We start from the raw sequence: 14,037 nt of genomic DNA, 5'->3' as shown, positions 1-14,037 counted from the left end.
CCGGCCGGCGCGGGAACTTATGCAGTTGATCAATTATCCAACACTTTCTCAGCCGCCGGTGCGGGCGAAGGTCCGCACCGCGGTGTCGAAGTAGCCCCGGGCCTCGCCGGTCCGCCCCACCGGTGCGGACACCCACACGTCGTACAGCCGGCCGCCCTCCTCCCAGCACAGGTCGCGGGTGTGCCGGGGTCCCTCGGCCGACGAGAAGCCGTTCCAGGTGAACAGCCAGAGGGCGGCCTCATGGCCGTTGTGGTGGTCGGCCACGACCGTGGCGTCACGGTAACCGGGGTTGCTCGCCGGGCCCTTGGCGTGGGCCCGCTGGTGCACGGCGAGCGGGCCGCCCGACTCCGGATCCGCCACCTTGATGCCGATGCGGAACGTCTCACCGGGCGACATGTAGAAGATCCGCGGACCGTCGAGCTTGCGCGTGAAGCCGAGGGGGACGGCGAGCGAGAAGCCCGCCGGGTCCTGGACGACCTGGTACCCGGCGGGGGCGGCCTTGTCGTCGGACGAGGGGGAGACCGGCTGCGGCGCCGACGGGCTCACCGTCTGCTCCGGCTGCTCGCGAGGGACGCCGGGCGTGGGGGAGGGGGAGGGAGGGGCGGACGACGGTGTGGGCGCGGAGCCGTTCCCGTCCGGCGGTGTGGTCCGGGCGCCGGCCGCTCCGCTCGTGGACGCCTGACCCCGGCGTTCGTCGTCGTTCATCAGCAGCGCGGCGGCGGACACGCCCGCCCCGGCGATCGCGGCCACCAGCAGGCCGGCGATCAGCGAGGCTCCCGGCCGCCGCTTCCCGGGCGCGCGGTCGGTGGCGGTGGCGGTGGGTGTAGCGGACACGGGCGTGGGCGTGGGCGTTGGGGTCGGCGCCGGGGTCGGCACGGGTGCAGGCGTCTGCATGGCCACGGGTACGGGCATCGGCTGCGGCTCGGTCGGCCGGGTCGTGCCGCGCTGCGTCGGCGTGTACTGCGGCGCCGTGTCCGCGAGCGCCCGCAGCATCTGCTCCGCCTGATCCGCGCCGAGCCGCTCGGCGGGATCGCGTTCCAGCAGCCCCCGCACCACGGGCAGCAGCGGCCCGCACGCGGCGGGTGGCCGGATCTCGTCGAAGACCACCGCGTGCAGCACCCCGCCCAGCGAGTCCCGCCGGAAGGGCGACGCGCCGCTGACGGCCGCGCACAGCAGCGCGCCCAGCGACCACAGGTCGGACTCGGGGCCCACCGGTGTCTGCGCCGACATCCGTTCGGGCGCCGTGTACTCGGGGGACCCCACGAAGGCCCCGGTCGAGGTCAGTGTCGTCGCGCCGGCCACCTGGGCGATCCCGAAGTCGGTGAGGACGGCCCGGCCGCCTGGTGCCTCCAGCAGGACGTTCGCCGGCTTGATGTCCCGGTGCAGCACGCCTGCCGCGTGCGCCGTGCGCAGCGCGCCGAGCAGTGCGATCCCGATGCGGGCCCCCTCGAGGGGGTCCACCGGCCCGGTGCGGGCGAGCCGGTCGGCGAGCGAGCCGCCTTCGACCAGCTCCATGACGATGTAAGGGAGTTCGCGATCCTCGACGATGTCGTGCACCACGATGATGTGGGGGTGCTTGAGCTGCGCGGCCGCCCGCGCCTCGCGGAGCGTGCGCTCACGCTGGACGAGTGCCTCGTCCTCGGACAGCGCGGGGTCGAGCGACACTTCCTTGACGGCGACGCTCCGGCCGAGCAGCTGGTCGGTGGCGCGCCACACGACGCCCATGCCGCCGCGTCCGAGCTTGGCGTCCAGTCGGTAACGCCCTGCGATGAGACGGGCGTTCTCCCCCTCGGTCCCCATGGCGCCATCATGCCGCATCGACGCCCACGCCACGGCCGGGGGCCGGGGCGTGTGCTCGACCGGGTGACGTGCACCCTCCGTCGGGATCTCGACCGTCTGCCGCGTGTCGAAGCCGGGCCTTGATCGTTTCTTCTGCGGTAGCCCTTACATCTGCTGCGGAATCGGGAGGACGCGCGGTGGCCGCTTGGCAGTACTTCGCCGGGGCGGGTCTGGTGGCGGCGCTCTGTCCGCTGCACGGCCACGTGGCGGTCGCGGGCGACGGCCACGGCCGCGGAGCCCGCGTCGACGTGTGCGTTCCGGGCGGGCCGCCGAAGGGGCCCGCCCCGGATGGCGTACGGCCTTCCGGGCGCCCCTCGGTCCGCGCGGCCGCGCCCGGTCCCGACCGGCCGACCGTGCGCCATCCGGGGCGGGTCCCCGTGCCGGCCGTCGCCGCGGAGCGGCCTGAACGGCCCGAGCGGCCCGAGCGGTCCGCCGAGCCCGCGTCGCCCGGTCAGCCGGAGCCGCCGGGCGCGGCGGGGCCTTCCGCGCAGGCCGTGCCCGGGGAGCCGGAGCCGCCGGAGCCCGCGCCGGGTCCCGGGGACGCGAGCGGACCGGCGCCGGCCGAAGCACCCGCCCCGGCCCGGCCCAGGGCCGCCGCCGCGCCCGTGAGCGCCTTCCACGTGCGTCCGTACCGTGCGGTGGCCTTGGAGCGGCGCGGCCCGGACGGCATGTCCACCATGACGCTCATGGTCGTCGTCACCACCCCGGCCGTACTCGCCGCCGCCGCCCTGCGCCCACGCTCCAAGAGCCGCGGCTGACCGCCGCGCACCCACGGTCCCGACCCCGAAGCCCGACCCCGAAGCCCGACCCCGAAGCCAGACTCTGAAGTCCGACGCCGAAGTCCGTCCGGCAGTCCGTTCGAGCAGTCCCCGTCCGCAGTCCATCCACAGATCCACACCGGGAGAACCCACGTGTCCGAATGGCTGGTCCTGGCCATCGCCATGGTGCTCGTCTGCGCCCTCGTCCTCGCCATCACCGCGATCCGGCACCGCCGGGCCGCCGACGACGAGGACACCAGCGAAACCCCCGATGTCATCGAGTACATGACGATGATGGTGGGCGTGGTCTACGCGATCGTGCTGGGCCTGGCCATCGCCGGCGTCTGGGAGGCGCGCGGCGCCGCCGAGGACAGCGTGCGCCGCGAGGCCCAGGCGCTGTACGAGGTCACCCAGCGCGCCGACGTCTACCCGGCGGCGGTCCGCGACCGGATCCGCGGCGAGGTGGACGCGTACGTCTCCCACACCGTCGCCGTGGACTGGCCGCTGATGACCTCCGGAGAGGGCGCGTCCGCCGAGGGCGCCCAGCTGCTGGGCAAGCTGCGCAGCGACGTCACCCACCAGAGCCCGGCCACCGAGCTCCAGGCACAGGCCTACCAGCCGCTGCTGGACCACATCGCCGCCGCCGACGACGCCCGCCACTCGCGGACCCAGAGCTCCGAGTCCACGCTGCCGGGCGTGGTGTGGTTCGGGCTGCTGGTCGGAGGGGTGGTCACCGTCGGGCTGATCTTCACCCTGCAGATCCGCCGCTCCGGGCGGGAGTTGCTGCTCGCCGGACTGTTCAGCGCGCTGATCGTGTTCCTGCTCTTCATGGTGTGGAGCTTCGACGCGCCGTACGGGAGGGACGGGAACGACTCGGCCGGGCCGTTCCAGGACCTGTTCCCGGCGACGGCGGTGGCCGCCGCCCGCTGAGCGCCGACGGACACCGCCTGCTGACCGGCCCGCCGGCACCCACCGAGGCCGCCGGCCGGACGGCCCGCGCTACACGGTCACCTGTTTGCGGACCGCCTGCACCAGCGGCGAGTGCCGCAGGGCGTGGGAGATCCGCAGGAGGTCGCGCGGGCCGTCGGCGGTGTCGAGCAGGGTCTCCTCGTCCTCCCCGATGATCTTGCCCTCGGGGTCCGCCGAGCGGGCCTGCACGGCGGCCGCGACCATGGCGGCGTCGGCGACCGCGCGGGCGGTCTCCTCGTCGGCCCCCTCGGCGACGGCGCTCTCGTAGGCGCCGTCGCGCAGGTCCTTGTCGAAGTACGGGCCGAGGTGCAGGAAGCCGTCGTGGATGTCCGACTCCCGCTGGATCACCCGCAGTTCCGCCGCGGACCACCAGGCCATCTGCACGGAGGGCGTGCCGCTGGGCGCGGAGATCTGCACCTCCTGCCAGAGCGCGCCGAGCCGCCGGTACGTCGCCCAGGTCTGCCAGTGGTCCGACAGCCGCTGGCAGACGAGCGGGACCACGAAGCCCATCGCGCTGATCAGCGCGCCCAGCGCGGCGAGCGGCGGAGCGACGTACGTGCTCAGGTCGTCGAGGTTGTGGCCGAGCCAGCGCGCGACGACCGCGGAGATCTTGGTGGCGTCGTAGGTGAGGTTGAAGATGTAGCCGGCGACGATGATCATCAGGCCGACCCGCAGCCAGCCGCGCACCTGCAGCGACCAGCGCCAGCACAGGACCACCATCACCACCGCGGCCACGTGGTGCGCCAGCAGGTAGAGGCCGATCATCTGGCCGATGTAGGGCGTCTTCGCGTAGAAGGTGTCGAAGTCGCGCAGCCGCTCCACCGGGGTCTCACCGAGGGCGAACAGCACGATCAGGACCACGATGACGGCGCTGTAGCCCAGGATCCAGCGGCGCGAGACGCGTCGGGTCTGTTCGGGCGGTCCGCCACGCCAGTTGACCATCAGGACCAGGCACGAGGCGCTGAACGCGGTGATCAGGCAGTACACCAGCGGGGCCGAGACGTTGACGATCCCGGTCCAGCGGTTGACCGCCGCGATGGTCGGCGGGGCGGCGAAGAAGAAGACCGCTCCCGCCAGGGTCAGCAGGGCGACGACCGACCGCAGGAGCGGGTCGCGCCAGTTGTGCCGCAGGGCGGGAAGCTTGAAGGCGAGTGAGATCGCCATCGCGGCCGCCGGTATGTAGTAGTCCTCGCCGTTCAACGGTCGTTCCTGTGCCCCCGGTAGCCCAGCGAGGCCTCGATCCGGCCCGCCAGTTGATCGCGCTGGACCGGAGCCCGGTGGCTCGCCGATCCGGCCAGCCAGTTCCGGCACCGGCTGCCCAGCAGTAAGCCGAAGGTCTCGGCCTCGGTCTCCTCCTGTACGTCGGCGCGCGTGCGCGCGGCGACGCGGCGGACCGTCTCGCCGATGTCGGCCTCGTCGGACAGCAGCCGTGCGGCGACGGCGGCGCCGTCGACGTGGTGGCTGCAGTGGCCGGCCTTCATGTGCCACAACTCGTGGCCGAGGATCACCAGTTGGTGGTCCGGCGCCGTGCGTTCCTCGATGACCACGAGATCGCGGTCCGCCATGTCGAGCCACAGGCCGCTGGCCGTCCGCGGGGGGAACGAGGCCATCCGGAAGTCCACCCGACGGCCGCGGTGTCTGCTCATGCCCTCGCAGAGGGCAGCGTAGAGGTCCACGGGTTCCACGGGCGCGGTCAGCCGGATGCCGGCCACCAGCTCCCCGCACAACCGCCGCTGCTCTCTGCCTATGCTCACCGTTCTCCCCGTCGGCGCGGATCCGGATCAGGACTCAAGGATCAGACCCAGACTTTCGACTGGGTCAGGATTCGTTCGGTTTTACGCTTTCGAGGAGCATGTCCAGCCATTCGGTCACCTTGTCCCGGTGCTTGTCGCTGGGCAGTTGGGCGGCGCGCCAGGCGATGCCCCGTACACCGTGGTTCTGCAGGAGTCTTGCCAGCGGATCGCCCGCCGATGCGGCCGCGGCAGGTACGGTTTCCCGCGCGCGCCCCGCGAAGTCCTGGAGCAGCTGTTGCTCGGTCCGCTGGAGCGCGTCGGTGAGCGCGTCGGAGTCGTGCGCCGTCAGGAACCCGGCGTGCACCCCGAAGAAGCGCTGGATCGCGTCGCAATGCTCCATGGTGGGGCGGCGGTCGCCGTTGATCAGGGCCCCGGCCTGCTGCCGCGACATGCCGGCGCCGTCCGCGATCTCCTGCTGCGTGTAGCGGCGGCCGTTCGGTTTGACGCGGGTGCGCCGGAGCAGGTCGAGCCGCTGGAGGAACCGGGTCTGCAGATCGGGTTCGCCGGCCGGCCTGCCGTCGAGCAGGGTCCTGACCACGTCCGTGGGCACGCCGGAGGCCTCGGAGAGCCGCCGCAGGTCGAAGACCTGGTTCAGGTCGCGGCCCATCTTGCCCGCGAGTTCGGCGACACGCGTGATGGTGGCTGCCAGGGGTGCGTTGGCCACCGCGACGGGAGCCGGGAAGCCGTCTGTCACCAGTGGTTCTCCTAGATCGCGCGAAGTCGGTACGGCACATGGTCGGCTTCTGGAATCTAGCCGCTCTCGCCCGTAAGGGCTAGAACGTGCCACAGCTGTGGCGGGAATGAGCTGTCAAGAGGCTGGAATTGCCACAATAGTTGACACTCGAATGAAGTCGGTAGCAGGATCGCCACACGGAAATGAAGATCCAGACCGGAGGAGGGGGAGCTCTCGGTGCCACATCTCGCAGCGGTGGGCCCGTCCGATGGCCTCGCCCGAGCCGGTGAGGAGCGCTTGGCGGGCGAGGAGTCCGCACGCGGCGCCGTGCGGTCGGAGCGACGCAAGGAGATTTTGCGCCAGCGCCGCGAGGAGCTGGGCCTGAGCCAGGAGGACCTCGCCGCCCGACTCCGCATCAGTGTGCGTGCGTACGGGAACTGGGAACGGGGCCTGGTCAAGGAGTGGACCGACCGCAAACTGCTCGCCCTGGCCGAGGCCTTGGAGATGAGCGAGCGGCAGTGCTTCTGGCTCTTCCGCGTCATGGTCGACCGCGACCCGCCGCCCACGTGGCGGGCCGCCGAGGAGAACAGACTGCCCGAGGACCCCGCGCAGCGCGACTACCTGTGCGACTACGCGGCCCTCATGGAGGCCGTGCCGTACCCGAGTTTCCTGGTGGACCACCGCTGGGACGTCGCGCTCACCAACTCGGCCTTCGACCAGCTCTTCCAGTCCGTACGGCCGCACCCGACGGCCCTGCCGGACGACAACTTCCTGCGCTTCGTCCTGTTCCACCCGGACGCTGCGGCCGTGCTGGAGGACCACGAACCGGCCTGGTGCGTCCCGCTGCTGGCCCGGTTCGCGGCCGCGCTGGCCGAGGCCCCGGAGGACGAGGGGCTGCGCAGCATCCGCCAGGAGGTGGCCCGTGATCCGTTCATGGAGGCGGCCTACCGGTACGGGGTGCCGCACTGGCTGAGCACGCACGGGGCCGCCGCCGCCGAGCAGGACGGGGCCGTGCGGACCGTACGCCACCCCGACCCGCGGTGGGGGCTGGTGCGCTGCCGGATGGTGGCCGAGACCAGTCGGATGCTGGACGGGATGGGGCTGATCCGGGTCACCCTGATCCTCTCCGCACCGCAGGGCGGGCCGGTGCGTCCCGTCCGGGGCGGCGGCGCGGTCACGCACCAGCAGGGTGCCCGGCTGCGCGCCGTGCCGTCGCTGGGGGAGTGACCCTCCGGGGCAGACTGGTGCCGGCGGACGCGTGCCACGGCTGTCGTGCCACCGATCGTGTCACCGATCGTGGCACGGGCAGCGGTACGGCCGGCGGTACGGGCAACGGAACGGGCGCCGGCGCCGGTATCGGCACGGGCGCCTTGCGACGGCACCTGGACGGGCGAAGGGCGGTAGGGACGTGCGGCTGACGATCCTCGGCGGAGGCGGCTTCCGGGTACCGCTCGTGTACGGAGCCCTGCTCGGCGACCACGCCGAGGGCCGGGTCTCCGAGGTGACGCTCTACGACGAGGACCCGGCGCGGCTCACCGCCATGGCCCGCGTGCTCCGGGACCAGGCCGCGGCCGCCGGGGTGCCCGACGCCCCCGCCGTCACCGCCACCGGGGACCTGGACGAGGCCCTGCGCGGGGCCGACTTCGTCTTCTCCGCCATCCGTGTCGGCGGCCTGGAAGGACGGGCCGCGGACGAGCGGATCGCCCTGGCCGAAGGCGTGCTGGGCCAGGAGACGGTGGGCGCGGGCGGGATCGCGTACGGCCTGCGGACCGTGCCGGTGGCCCGCGAACTCGCGCGCAGGATCGCCCGCACCGCCCCCGACGCCTGGGTCATCAACTTCACCAACCCGGCCGGACTGGTCACCGAGGCCATGGCCGAGGAACTCGGCGAGCGGGTGATCGGCATCTGCGACTCCCCCGTGGGGCTCGGCCGGCGCATCGCGCGGCTGCTGGGAGCCCGGCCGCAGGAGGCCTGGATCGACTACGTCGGCCTCAACCACCTGGGCTGGGTGCGCGGGCTGCGCATCGGCGGCCGCGACGAACTGCCCCGGCTGCTGGCCGACACCAAGGCGCTGGAGTCCTTCGAGGAGGGCCGGCTCTTCGGGGCCGAGTGGCTGCGCTCGCTCGGCGCGATCCCCAACGAGTACCTGCACTACTACTACTTCAACCGGGACACCGTACGGGCGTACCAGGAGGCCGGGCAGACGCGCGGGGCCTTCCTGCGCGACCAGCAGCGCGGCTTCTACGCCGAGGCCGGCCGGGCCGGGCAGCCGGCCGGGGCGGCGCTGGCCGCCTGGGACCGGACCCGGGCCGAGCGCGAGGCCACGTACATGGCCGAAAACCGCGAGGCGGCCGGCGTCGGCGAGCGCGACGAGAGCGACCTGGAGCCCGGGGGCTACGAGAAGGTCGCGCTCGCGCTGATGCGGGCCATCGCGCGCGACGAGCGGGCCACGCTGATCCTGAACGTGCCCAACCGCTCGACGCTGTCCGTCCTCGACGCCGAGGCGGTCATCGAGGTGCCCTGTCTGGTCGACGCGAACGGCGCCCACCCGGTGGGCGTCGCGCCGCTGCCCCTGCACGCGGTGGGGCTGGTGACGGCGGTCAAGGCGGTCGAGCGGGAGGTCCTGGCGGCGGCCGCGAGCGGGTCCAGGGCGGCCGCGGTCAAGGCCTTCGCGCTGCATCCGCTGGTGGACTCCGTGGGTGTGGCGCGGCGGCTGCTCGACGGGTACGCGGCGGAGCACCCGGGGCTGGCCTACCTGCGCTGACGCCCGGCGCGTGGTGGCCCCGGCCGGCGTGCGGTCATCCCTTCCGGCCTGCGGTTCATCCGTGCGAAGCGCGTTCCTCCGTCCGGCCCAGCGCCGCATGCGGTGGGGCGGGGCCGCTGTGACAGTGCGAGGGTGACCACTGCCCCCGACGTCGCCGCCGCCGTGCCACCCGTGATCGACCGGCGGCGGCGCAACGTCATCTTCGGCACGATCATGCTGGGCGTGCTGCTCGCGGCACTGGACCAGACGATCGTCGGGACCGCCCTGCCCACGATCGTGGGGGACCTGGGCGGCGGGGACCACATGTCGTGGGTGGTGACTTCGTACCTGCTCGCGGAGACCGTGGCGACGGTGCTGGTGGGCAAGTTCGGCGATCTCTTCGGCCGGAAACTGATCTTCCAGATCTCCGCCATCATCTTCATCAGCGGCTCCTTCCTGTGCGGCCTGGCCGGCAACATGACGTTCCTGATCGTGTGGCGCGGCGTCCAGGGCATCGGAGCGGGCGGGCTGATGGTCACCGCGATGGCGCTGATCGCCGACGTGGTGCCGCTGCGCGAGCGCGGCAAGTACCAGGGCGTGATCGGCGCCGTCTTCGGCGTCGCCACCGTGATCGGACCGCTGCTCGGCGGGTTCTTCACGGACCAGCTCAGCTGGCGGTGGTGCTTCTACGTCAACGTCCCGATCGCGATCCTCGTCGTCATCGCGGCCGCCCGGACGATCCCGGTGGTACGGGCCACGGGCAAACCGGTCATCGACTACCTGGGCATCGCCCTGGTCGCCGCCGGCGCGAGCGCGCTGATCCTGGCCACCAGCTGGGGCGGGAACGAGTACGCCTGGACCTCGCCCGTGATCATCGGCCTGTTCGTGGGCGGCGCCGTCGCGCTAGCCCTGTTCTGCCTGGTCGAAACGCGGGCCGCGGAGCCGATGCTGCCGATGCGGCTCTTCCGCAATCCGGTGTTCGCCGTGTGCTCCGTCCTGAGCTTCGTCGTCGGCTTCGCGATGCTCGGAGCGCTGACGTTCCTGCCGACCTATCTCCAGTACGTCGACGGGGACTCGGCCACGATCTCGGGCGTCCGGACCCTGCCCCTGGTCCTCGGGCTGCTGATCGCCTCCGTCTTCAGCGGCAACGTCACCAGCAAGACCGGCCAGTACAAGATCTTCCCGATCGTGGGCAACGCCGTCATGGGCGTCGGTCTGTACCTGATGTCGCGGATGGAGCCGGGGACCAGCACCTGGACGGAATCGCTGTACATGTTCGTGCTCGGCACCGGCATCGGCCTGTCCATGCAGGTGCTGACGATCGCCGTGCAGAACACCGTCGACTACGCCGACCTCGGCACGGCCACCTCCGGGGTCACGTTCTTCCGCACTCTCGGCAGCGCCTTCGGGACGGCGGTCTTCGGAACGATCTACGCGAACCACCTGGGGCCCGAACTGGAGGCCGCGGTCGAGGAGTCGGCGCGGCTCACCGGAGAGGATCCGGCGCACCTCGCCAAGGCCGCGTCGACCCCGGAAGGAGTACACGCGCTCGATCCGGCGACCGCGGCTCCGATCATCGAGGCGTACGCGCAGGCCCTGCAGATGGTGTTCCTCTGGGGCGTGCCGGTGGTGGTGTTCGGGTTCGTCGTCGCGCTCTTCCTCAAGCAGGTCAAGCTGCGCGACAGCGCCCGGGCCGGCTCCACGGACATGGGCGACGGCTTCGGCTCGCCGGCCACGGCCTCCGGGAACTCGGCCAAGCTGCTGGAGCTGGCGGTCGGCAAACTCGTGCGGAACATGGGGGCGGACACGGCGCGCGCGATCGTCCGGGACTCCGACACCCGGCTGGACATGGCGGGCGCGTGGGCGGTGATGCAGGTGGAACTGATGACCAGGACGGTCGGCGCCGCCAGCATCGGGCTGATCGCCGGGCGCCGGTCGCTGCCGCCGGAGGTCCTGCTCCCGGTCTTCGACCGGATGATCGAGGAGGGCTTCCTCAGCCGCGAGGGCACCTTCTTCACCCTCACCGGGGCCGGGCAGCGGGAGGCCGCCGTCATCTCGGCGGCGTGGGCCAAGTGGCTCGGCGACCAGCTGGAGAAGGACCGGGGGCGGCCGCGGAGCGCCGAACTGCGGGTGGCGGCGGACGCGATCGCGAAGCGGCTGCTGGCCGAGGACCTGGGTGACGGGAACTTCGCGCCGAAGGTGGTGGTGCGCAGGTAGGGCGGCGCCGGCTCGGCCCGGCCGCGCGGCGGGCACGGAACGTCCGGTGGCCACCAGGCGTCCTGCCCTTCAAGGCACGGGCGCGGGCGCAGCGCGCGGAGGACGGGGGAGCGGACATGGCGATCACACTGGCCGAGGAGATCATGCTGCTCTCCCTGGACGACGAATCCGGGGCGGCGCGGCAGCGCCAGTCGGCGGGCTGGGCCGTGGCGGGCGCGATCCTGCTCGAACTCGTCATGGCGGAACGGGTGTCGGTGACCGGCACGTACCTGGAGCTCCGGGACACCACGTCCACCGGGGAGCAGCTGCTCGACGGCCGCGTCCTGCTGATCGAGGGCTGGCTGCGCGGCCGCGCCAAGGGCCGGGTGACGGACTGGCTGACGAAGCACCACACCAAGGCGGCCGGCGCCGCGCTGGAGCGCATGGCGGAGCGCGGGCTGGTGGTGGCCGAGGTGACCAAGGTGTTCGGGATGTTCCCGCAGCGGCGCTACCCCGAGGCGGACGCCGCCGTCGGGCGCGCCCTGCGGGAGCGGCTCGGCGACGTCGTGCTCGGCGGCACCGAGCCGGACGGGCGCACGGCCGGCCTGATCGCCCTGATCCACTCGGCCCGACTGCACCGGCTGGCCTTCCCCGACCATCAGCACGGCTCGGTGGCCCCCAGGATGGCGGAGATGGCCGCCGGCCAGTGGGCGGCCGAAAGCGTCCGCTCGGCCATCCGGGACATGCAGGCCGCGATGGTCGCGGTGACGACGGTGTCGGTCCTGACGGCCGCCCCGCCGGCGGGTTAGGGCTGCAGGCAGGACAGGGCCGTCGGCGTGACACCGCGGTCGGGGGACAGGACTGGGCCCGGGCTGTGGCCCGAGCCTCAGGCGCTCGCGGTCGGGTAGTCGTACGAAGGGACGTGCGGCAGCGTCGTGAGGTCCGGGCGCCAGGCGCGCAGCACCGCCGCCGACGGGGCGTACAGCGCCGAGGGGATCTCGGCGGGGACGAACCACTGCCAGCGGGCGATCTTGTGGGGCTCGGTGACGGTGGGGACACCCTCCGCCGAGGTGGTGACGGCCGCCGCCGTCAGCCGGGTCAGGCCGGACTGCGCGTCGATCTGGACGGAGAGCACGCGGATCCCCTCGGGGACCGCCCGCAGATCCGTCTCCTCGGCGAGTTCCCGGGCCGCGGCCTGCTCGAAGCCCTCCCCGGGGTCGACCTTCCCGCCGGGCAGCTCCCAGCGGCCGTCGTGCGCCTGGCCGAGCAGCACCCGCCCGTCCGGGCCGATGACGACCAGTCCGACGCCGACGACGGCGTTGGGCTGGGGCACGGCCCGCTCGGGGCGTTCGTCGGTGGTGGTCATGGACGTCCTTCCGGAGGAGTGGTGGGCCGGGCGCGGACGTGGATCCGCTCTCCCTGGGGGCCGAAGAGGCTGAGGAACTCCGCCGCCTGCGGACCCGCGTTGAAGAAGGCGTGCGGGGTGCGGGTGTCGAACTCGGCGGCCTCACCGGCGGAGAGGACCAGGTCGTGCTCGCCGAGCAGCAGCCGGACGCGCCCCGAGAGCACGTACAGCCACTCGTAGCCCTCGTGGACCTTGAGCTCGGGCTCGACCGGCGGACCGTCGAGCGGCGGGAGGATCTGCTTGAAGGCGTGCACCCCGCCGAAGTTGCGGGTCAGCGGTACGAAGGTGTGGCCGTGCCGGACGAAGGGGCGCGGGCGGATCCGGGGATCCCCGGTCTCCGGCGCGCCGACCAGCTCGTCGAGCGCCACCCGGTGCGCCCTGGCCAGCGGAAGCAGCAGCTCCAGCGTCGGCCTGCGCTGCCCGGACTCCAGCCGCGAGAGGGTGGAGAGCGAGATGCCGGTGGTCTCGCTGAGCTGGGCCAGCGTGGTGCCGCGCTGCCGGCGCAGCGCGCGCAGCCGCGGGCCCACGGCGGTCAGCACGCCGGCGAGTTCCTCGTCCTGCTCCTCGGTGGCCATGGCTCCATTTGCCGCTTCGGCAAGAACATTTGTCAAGTGAGCCCCGAGGGCAGACGCTCACAGGCATGGACAACGCAATGGACAGGTCGTTCGACGTGGTGGTCGTGGGCGGCGGGGCCGCCGGGCTCGCCGGGGCGCTGACCCTGGTCAGGGCCCGTCGTTCGGTGCTGGTCATCGACTCGGGCAGCCCCCGCAACGCCCCGGCCGCGCACATGCACGGATACCTCGGCCAGGACGGGCAGAGCCCGGCCGGACTGCTGGCCAAGGGGCGCGCGGAGGTGGCCGGCTACGGCGGCGAGATCCGGCCGGGCACGGTCGTCGCCGCGGACCGGCTGCCGGACGGGAGCTACCTCGTCCGCTGCGGGGATGGCTCGACCGTCCGGGCGGGGCGGCTGCTGGTCGCCACCGGTCTGGTGGACGAGCTTCCCGCGGTGCCGGGCCTCGGGGCGCGCTGGGGGCGGGACGTGCTGCACTGCCCGTACTGCCACGGGTGGGAGGTCAGGGACCAGGCCGTCGCGGTGCTGGCCGACGGCCCCGTCGCCGTGCACCAGGCACAGCTCTGGCGGCACTGGAGCGAGCGGACCACCCTGCTGGCGCACACCTGGCGGCTCACCGACGAGGACCGGGAACTGCTGGCCGCCCTGGGCGTCCGGGTCGTCGAGGGCGAGGTGACCGGCCTCGCGGTCGAGGACGACCGGCTGACCGGGGTGATCCTGGCCGACGGCGCCGTGGTGGAGTGCCGGGCCCTGGTGGTGGCCCCGCGGTTCACCGCCCGGTCGGGTGTGCTGACCAGCCTGGGCCTGCCGACCGCCACCGTGGAGCGGGACGGCCACGTGATCGGCACCTGTGTCGAGTCCGACCCGGCCACCGGCGCCACCGCACTCCCCGGGGTGTGGGTGGCGGGCAACGTGACCAGCCCGATGGAGAAGGTCGCGGGCGCGGCCGCCCAGGGAGTGGCCGCGGCCGTCGCCGTCAACACCGACCTGATCGAGGCACAGACGTGCCGGGCCGTGGCGGCCTACCGTGCGGGAGCGGGAGCGGGAGCGGGAGCGGGAGCGGGGCGCGGCTGAGCGGGCCGGCGTACCA

General features: G+C 73.1%; 13 protein-coding genes. 7 read left to right on the top strand and 6 right to left on the bottom strand.

Annotated features, from left to right (window positions below; genetic code table 11):
* Positions 1–48: 48 nt before the first annotated feature.
* A complete protein-coding gene (locus OG534_RS05880) occupies positions 49–1,800 on the bottom strand; it encodes a serine/threonine-protein kinase (protein WP_326587011.1) in 1,752 nt (583 codons plus the stop codon).
* Positions 1,801–1,976: 176 nt separating this feature from the next.
* Here OG534_RS05880 and OG534_RS05875 point away from each other — a divergent pair, with 176 nt between their 5' ends.
* Complete coding sequence (locus OG534_RS05875) at positions 1,977–2,597, top strand: hypothetical protein (RefSeq protein WP_326587010.1); 621 nt, start codon at positions 1,977–1,979, stop codon at positions 2,595–2,597.
* A 153-nt stretch (positions 2,598–2,750) separates the two neighbouring features.
* On the top strand, positions 2,751–3,527 hold the full coding sequence (locus OG534_RS05870) for a bestrophin-like domain (protein WP_326587009.1): 777 nt from the start codon (positions 2,751–2,753) through the stop codon (positions 3,525–3,527).
* A gap of 69 nt (positions 3,528–3,596) precedes the next feature.
* Here the strand turns inward: OG534_RS05870 and OG534_RS05865 are convergent, their stop codons facing one another.
* The 3 genes from OG534_RS05865 to OG534_RS05855 form a co-directional block, all read right to left on the bottom strand.
* Entirely contained in the window at positions 3,597–4,766 is a 1,170-nt protein-coding gene (locus OG534_RS05865; RefSeq protein WP_326587008.1) for an MAB_1171c family putative transporter, read from the bottom strand.
* Positions 4,763–5,320: a toxin-antitoxin system, toxin component gene (locus OG534_RS05860; RefSeq protein ID WP_326587007.1), complete on the bottom strand. Its 558-nt coding sequence runs from the start codon at positions 5,318–5,320 to the stop codon at positions 4,763–4,765. The genes OG534_RS05865 and OG534_RS05860 overlap by 4 nt, the downstream gene beginning before the upstream one ends.
* A gap of 64 nt (positions 5,321–5,384) precedes the next feature.
* On the bottom strand, positions 5,385–6,053 hold the full coding sequence (locus OG534_RS05855; RefSeq protein ID WP_326587006.1) for a helix-turn-helix domain-containing protein: 669 nt from the start codon (positions 6,051–6,053) through the stop codon (positions 5,385–5,387).
* A gap of 216 nt (positions 6,054–6,269) precedes the next feature.
* Here OG534_RS05855 and OG534_RS05850 point away from each other — a divergent pair, with 216 nt between their 5' ends.
* The 4 genes from OG534_RS05850 to OG534_RS05835 all read left to right on the top strand — a co-directional run bounded on the left by OG534_RS05850 (position 6,270) and on the right by OG534_RS05835 (position 11,780).
* The gene (locus tag OG534_RS05850) at positions 6,270–7,259 is read left to right on the top strand and encodes a helix-turn-helix domain-containing protein (protein WP_326587005.1); all 990 of its coding nucleotides are present in this window, start codon (positions 6,270–6,272) and stop codon (positions 7,257–7,259) included.
* A 181-nt stretch (positions 7,260–7,440) separates the two neighbouring features.
* Positions 7,441–8,796: a 6-phospho-beta-glucosidase gene (locus OG534_RS05845; protein ID WP_326587004.1), complete on the top strand. Its 1,356-nt coding sequence runs from the start codon at positions 7,441–7,443 to the stop codon at positions 8,794–8,796.
* Positions 8,797–8,928: 132 nt separating this feature from the next.
* The gene (locus OG534_RS05840; RefSeq protein WP_326587003.1) at positions 8,929–10,992 is read left to right on the top strand and encodes an MDR family MFS transporter; all 2,064 of its coding nucleotides are present in this window, start codon (positions 8,929–8,931) and stop codon (positions 10,990–10,992) included.
* 116 nt (positions 10,993–11,108) lie between these two features.
* Positions 11,109–11,780, top strand: coding sequence for a GOLPH3/VPS74 family protein (locus OG534_RS05835; protein WP_326587002.1), 672 nt, complete (start codon positions 11,109–11,111; stop codon positions 11,778–11,780).
* Positions 11,781–11,857: 77 nt separating this feature from the next.
* On the opposite strand, the gene OG534_RS05830 is transcribed toward OG534_RS05835, so the two are convergent.
* Positions 11,858–12,337 carry a nucleotide triphosphate diphosphatase NUDT15 gene (locus tag OG534_RS05830; RefSeq protein ID WP_326587001.1) on the bottom strand — a complete coding sequence of 160 codons (480 nt, stop codon included), beginning with the start codon at positions 12,335–12,337 and terminating at the stop codon, positions 11,858–11,860.
* Positions 12,334–12,951, bottom strand: a complete 618-nt coding sequence (locus OG534_RS05825) for a helix-turn-helix domain-containing protein (RefSeq protein ID WP_326587000.1) — start codon at positions 12,949–12,951, stop codon at positions 12,334–12,336. Before OG534_RS05825 ends, OG534_RS05830 begins: the two co-directional genes overlap by 4 nt.
* Positions 12,952–13,016: 65 nt before the next feature.
* On the opposite strand from OG534_RS05825, the gene OG534_RS05820 reads away from it, so the two are divergent.
* On the top strand, positions 13,017–14,021 hold the full coding sequence (locus OG534_RS05820) for an NAD(P)/FAD-dependent oxidoreductase (protein ID WP_326586999.1): 1,005 nt from the start codon (positions 13,017–13,019) through the stop codon (positions 14,019–14,021).
* Positions 14,022–14,037: the final 16 nt, after the last annotated feature.

This window comes from Streptomyces sp. NBC_01294, assembly GCF_035917235.1.
Lineage (GTDB): Bacteria > Actinomycetota > Actinomycetes > Streptomycetales > Streptomycetaceae > Streptomyces > Streptomyces caledonius.
The sequence above is the reverse complement of the archived record's forward strand: the minus strand, read 5'-3'. Positions and strand labels throughout refer to the sequence as shown.

What these genes read in the sequence shown, in the direction of transcription:
- OG534_RS05830 (WP_326587001.1), bottom strand. Translation starts at nt 12,337, where the DNA reads ATGACCACCACCGACGAACGCCCCGAGCGGGCCGTGCCCCAGCCCAAC.
- OG534_RS05880 (WP_326587011.1), bottom strand. Translation starts at nt 1,800, where the DNA reads ATGGGGACCGAGGGGGAGAACGCCCGTCTCATCGCAGGGCGTTACCGA.
- OG534_RS05825 (WP_326587000.1), bottom strand. Translation starts at nt 12,951, where the DNA reads ATGGCCACCGAGGAGCAGGACGAGGAACTCGCCGGCGTGCTGACCGCC.
- OG534_RS05820 (WP_326586999.1), top strand. Translation starts at nt 13,017, where the DNA reads ATGGACAACGCAATGGACAGGTCGTTCGACGTGGTGGTCGTGGGCGGC.
- OG534_RS05835 (WP_326587002.1), top strand. Translation starts at nt 11,109, where the DNA reads ATGGCGATCACACTGGCCGAGGAGATCATGCTGCTCTCCCTGGACGAC.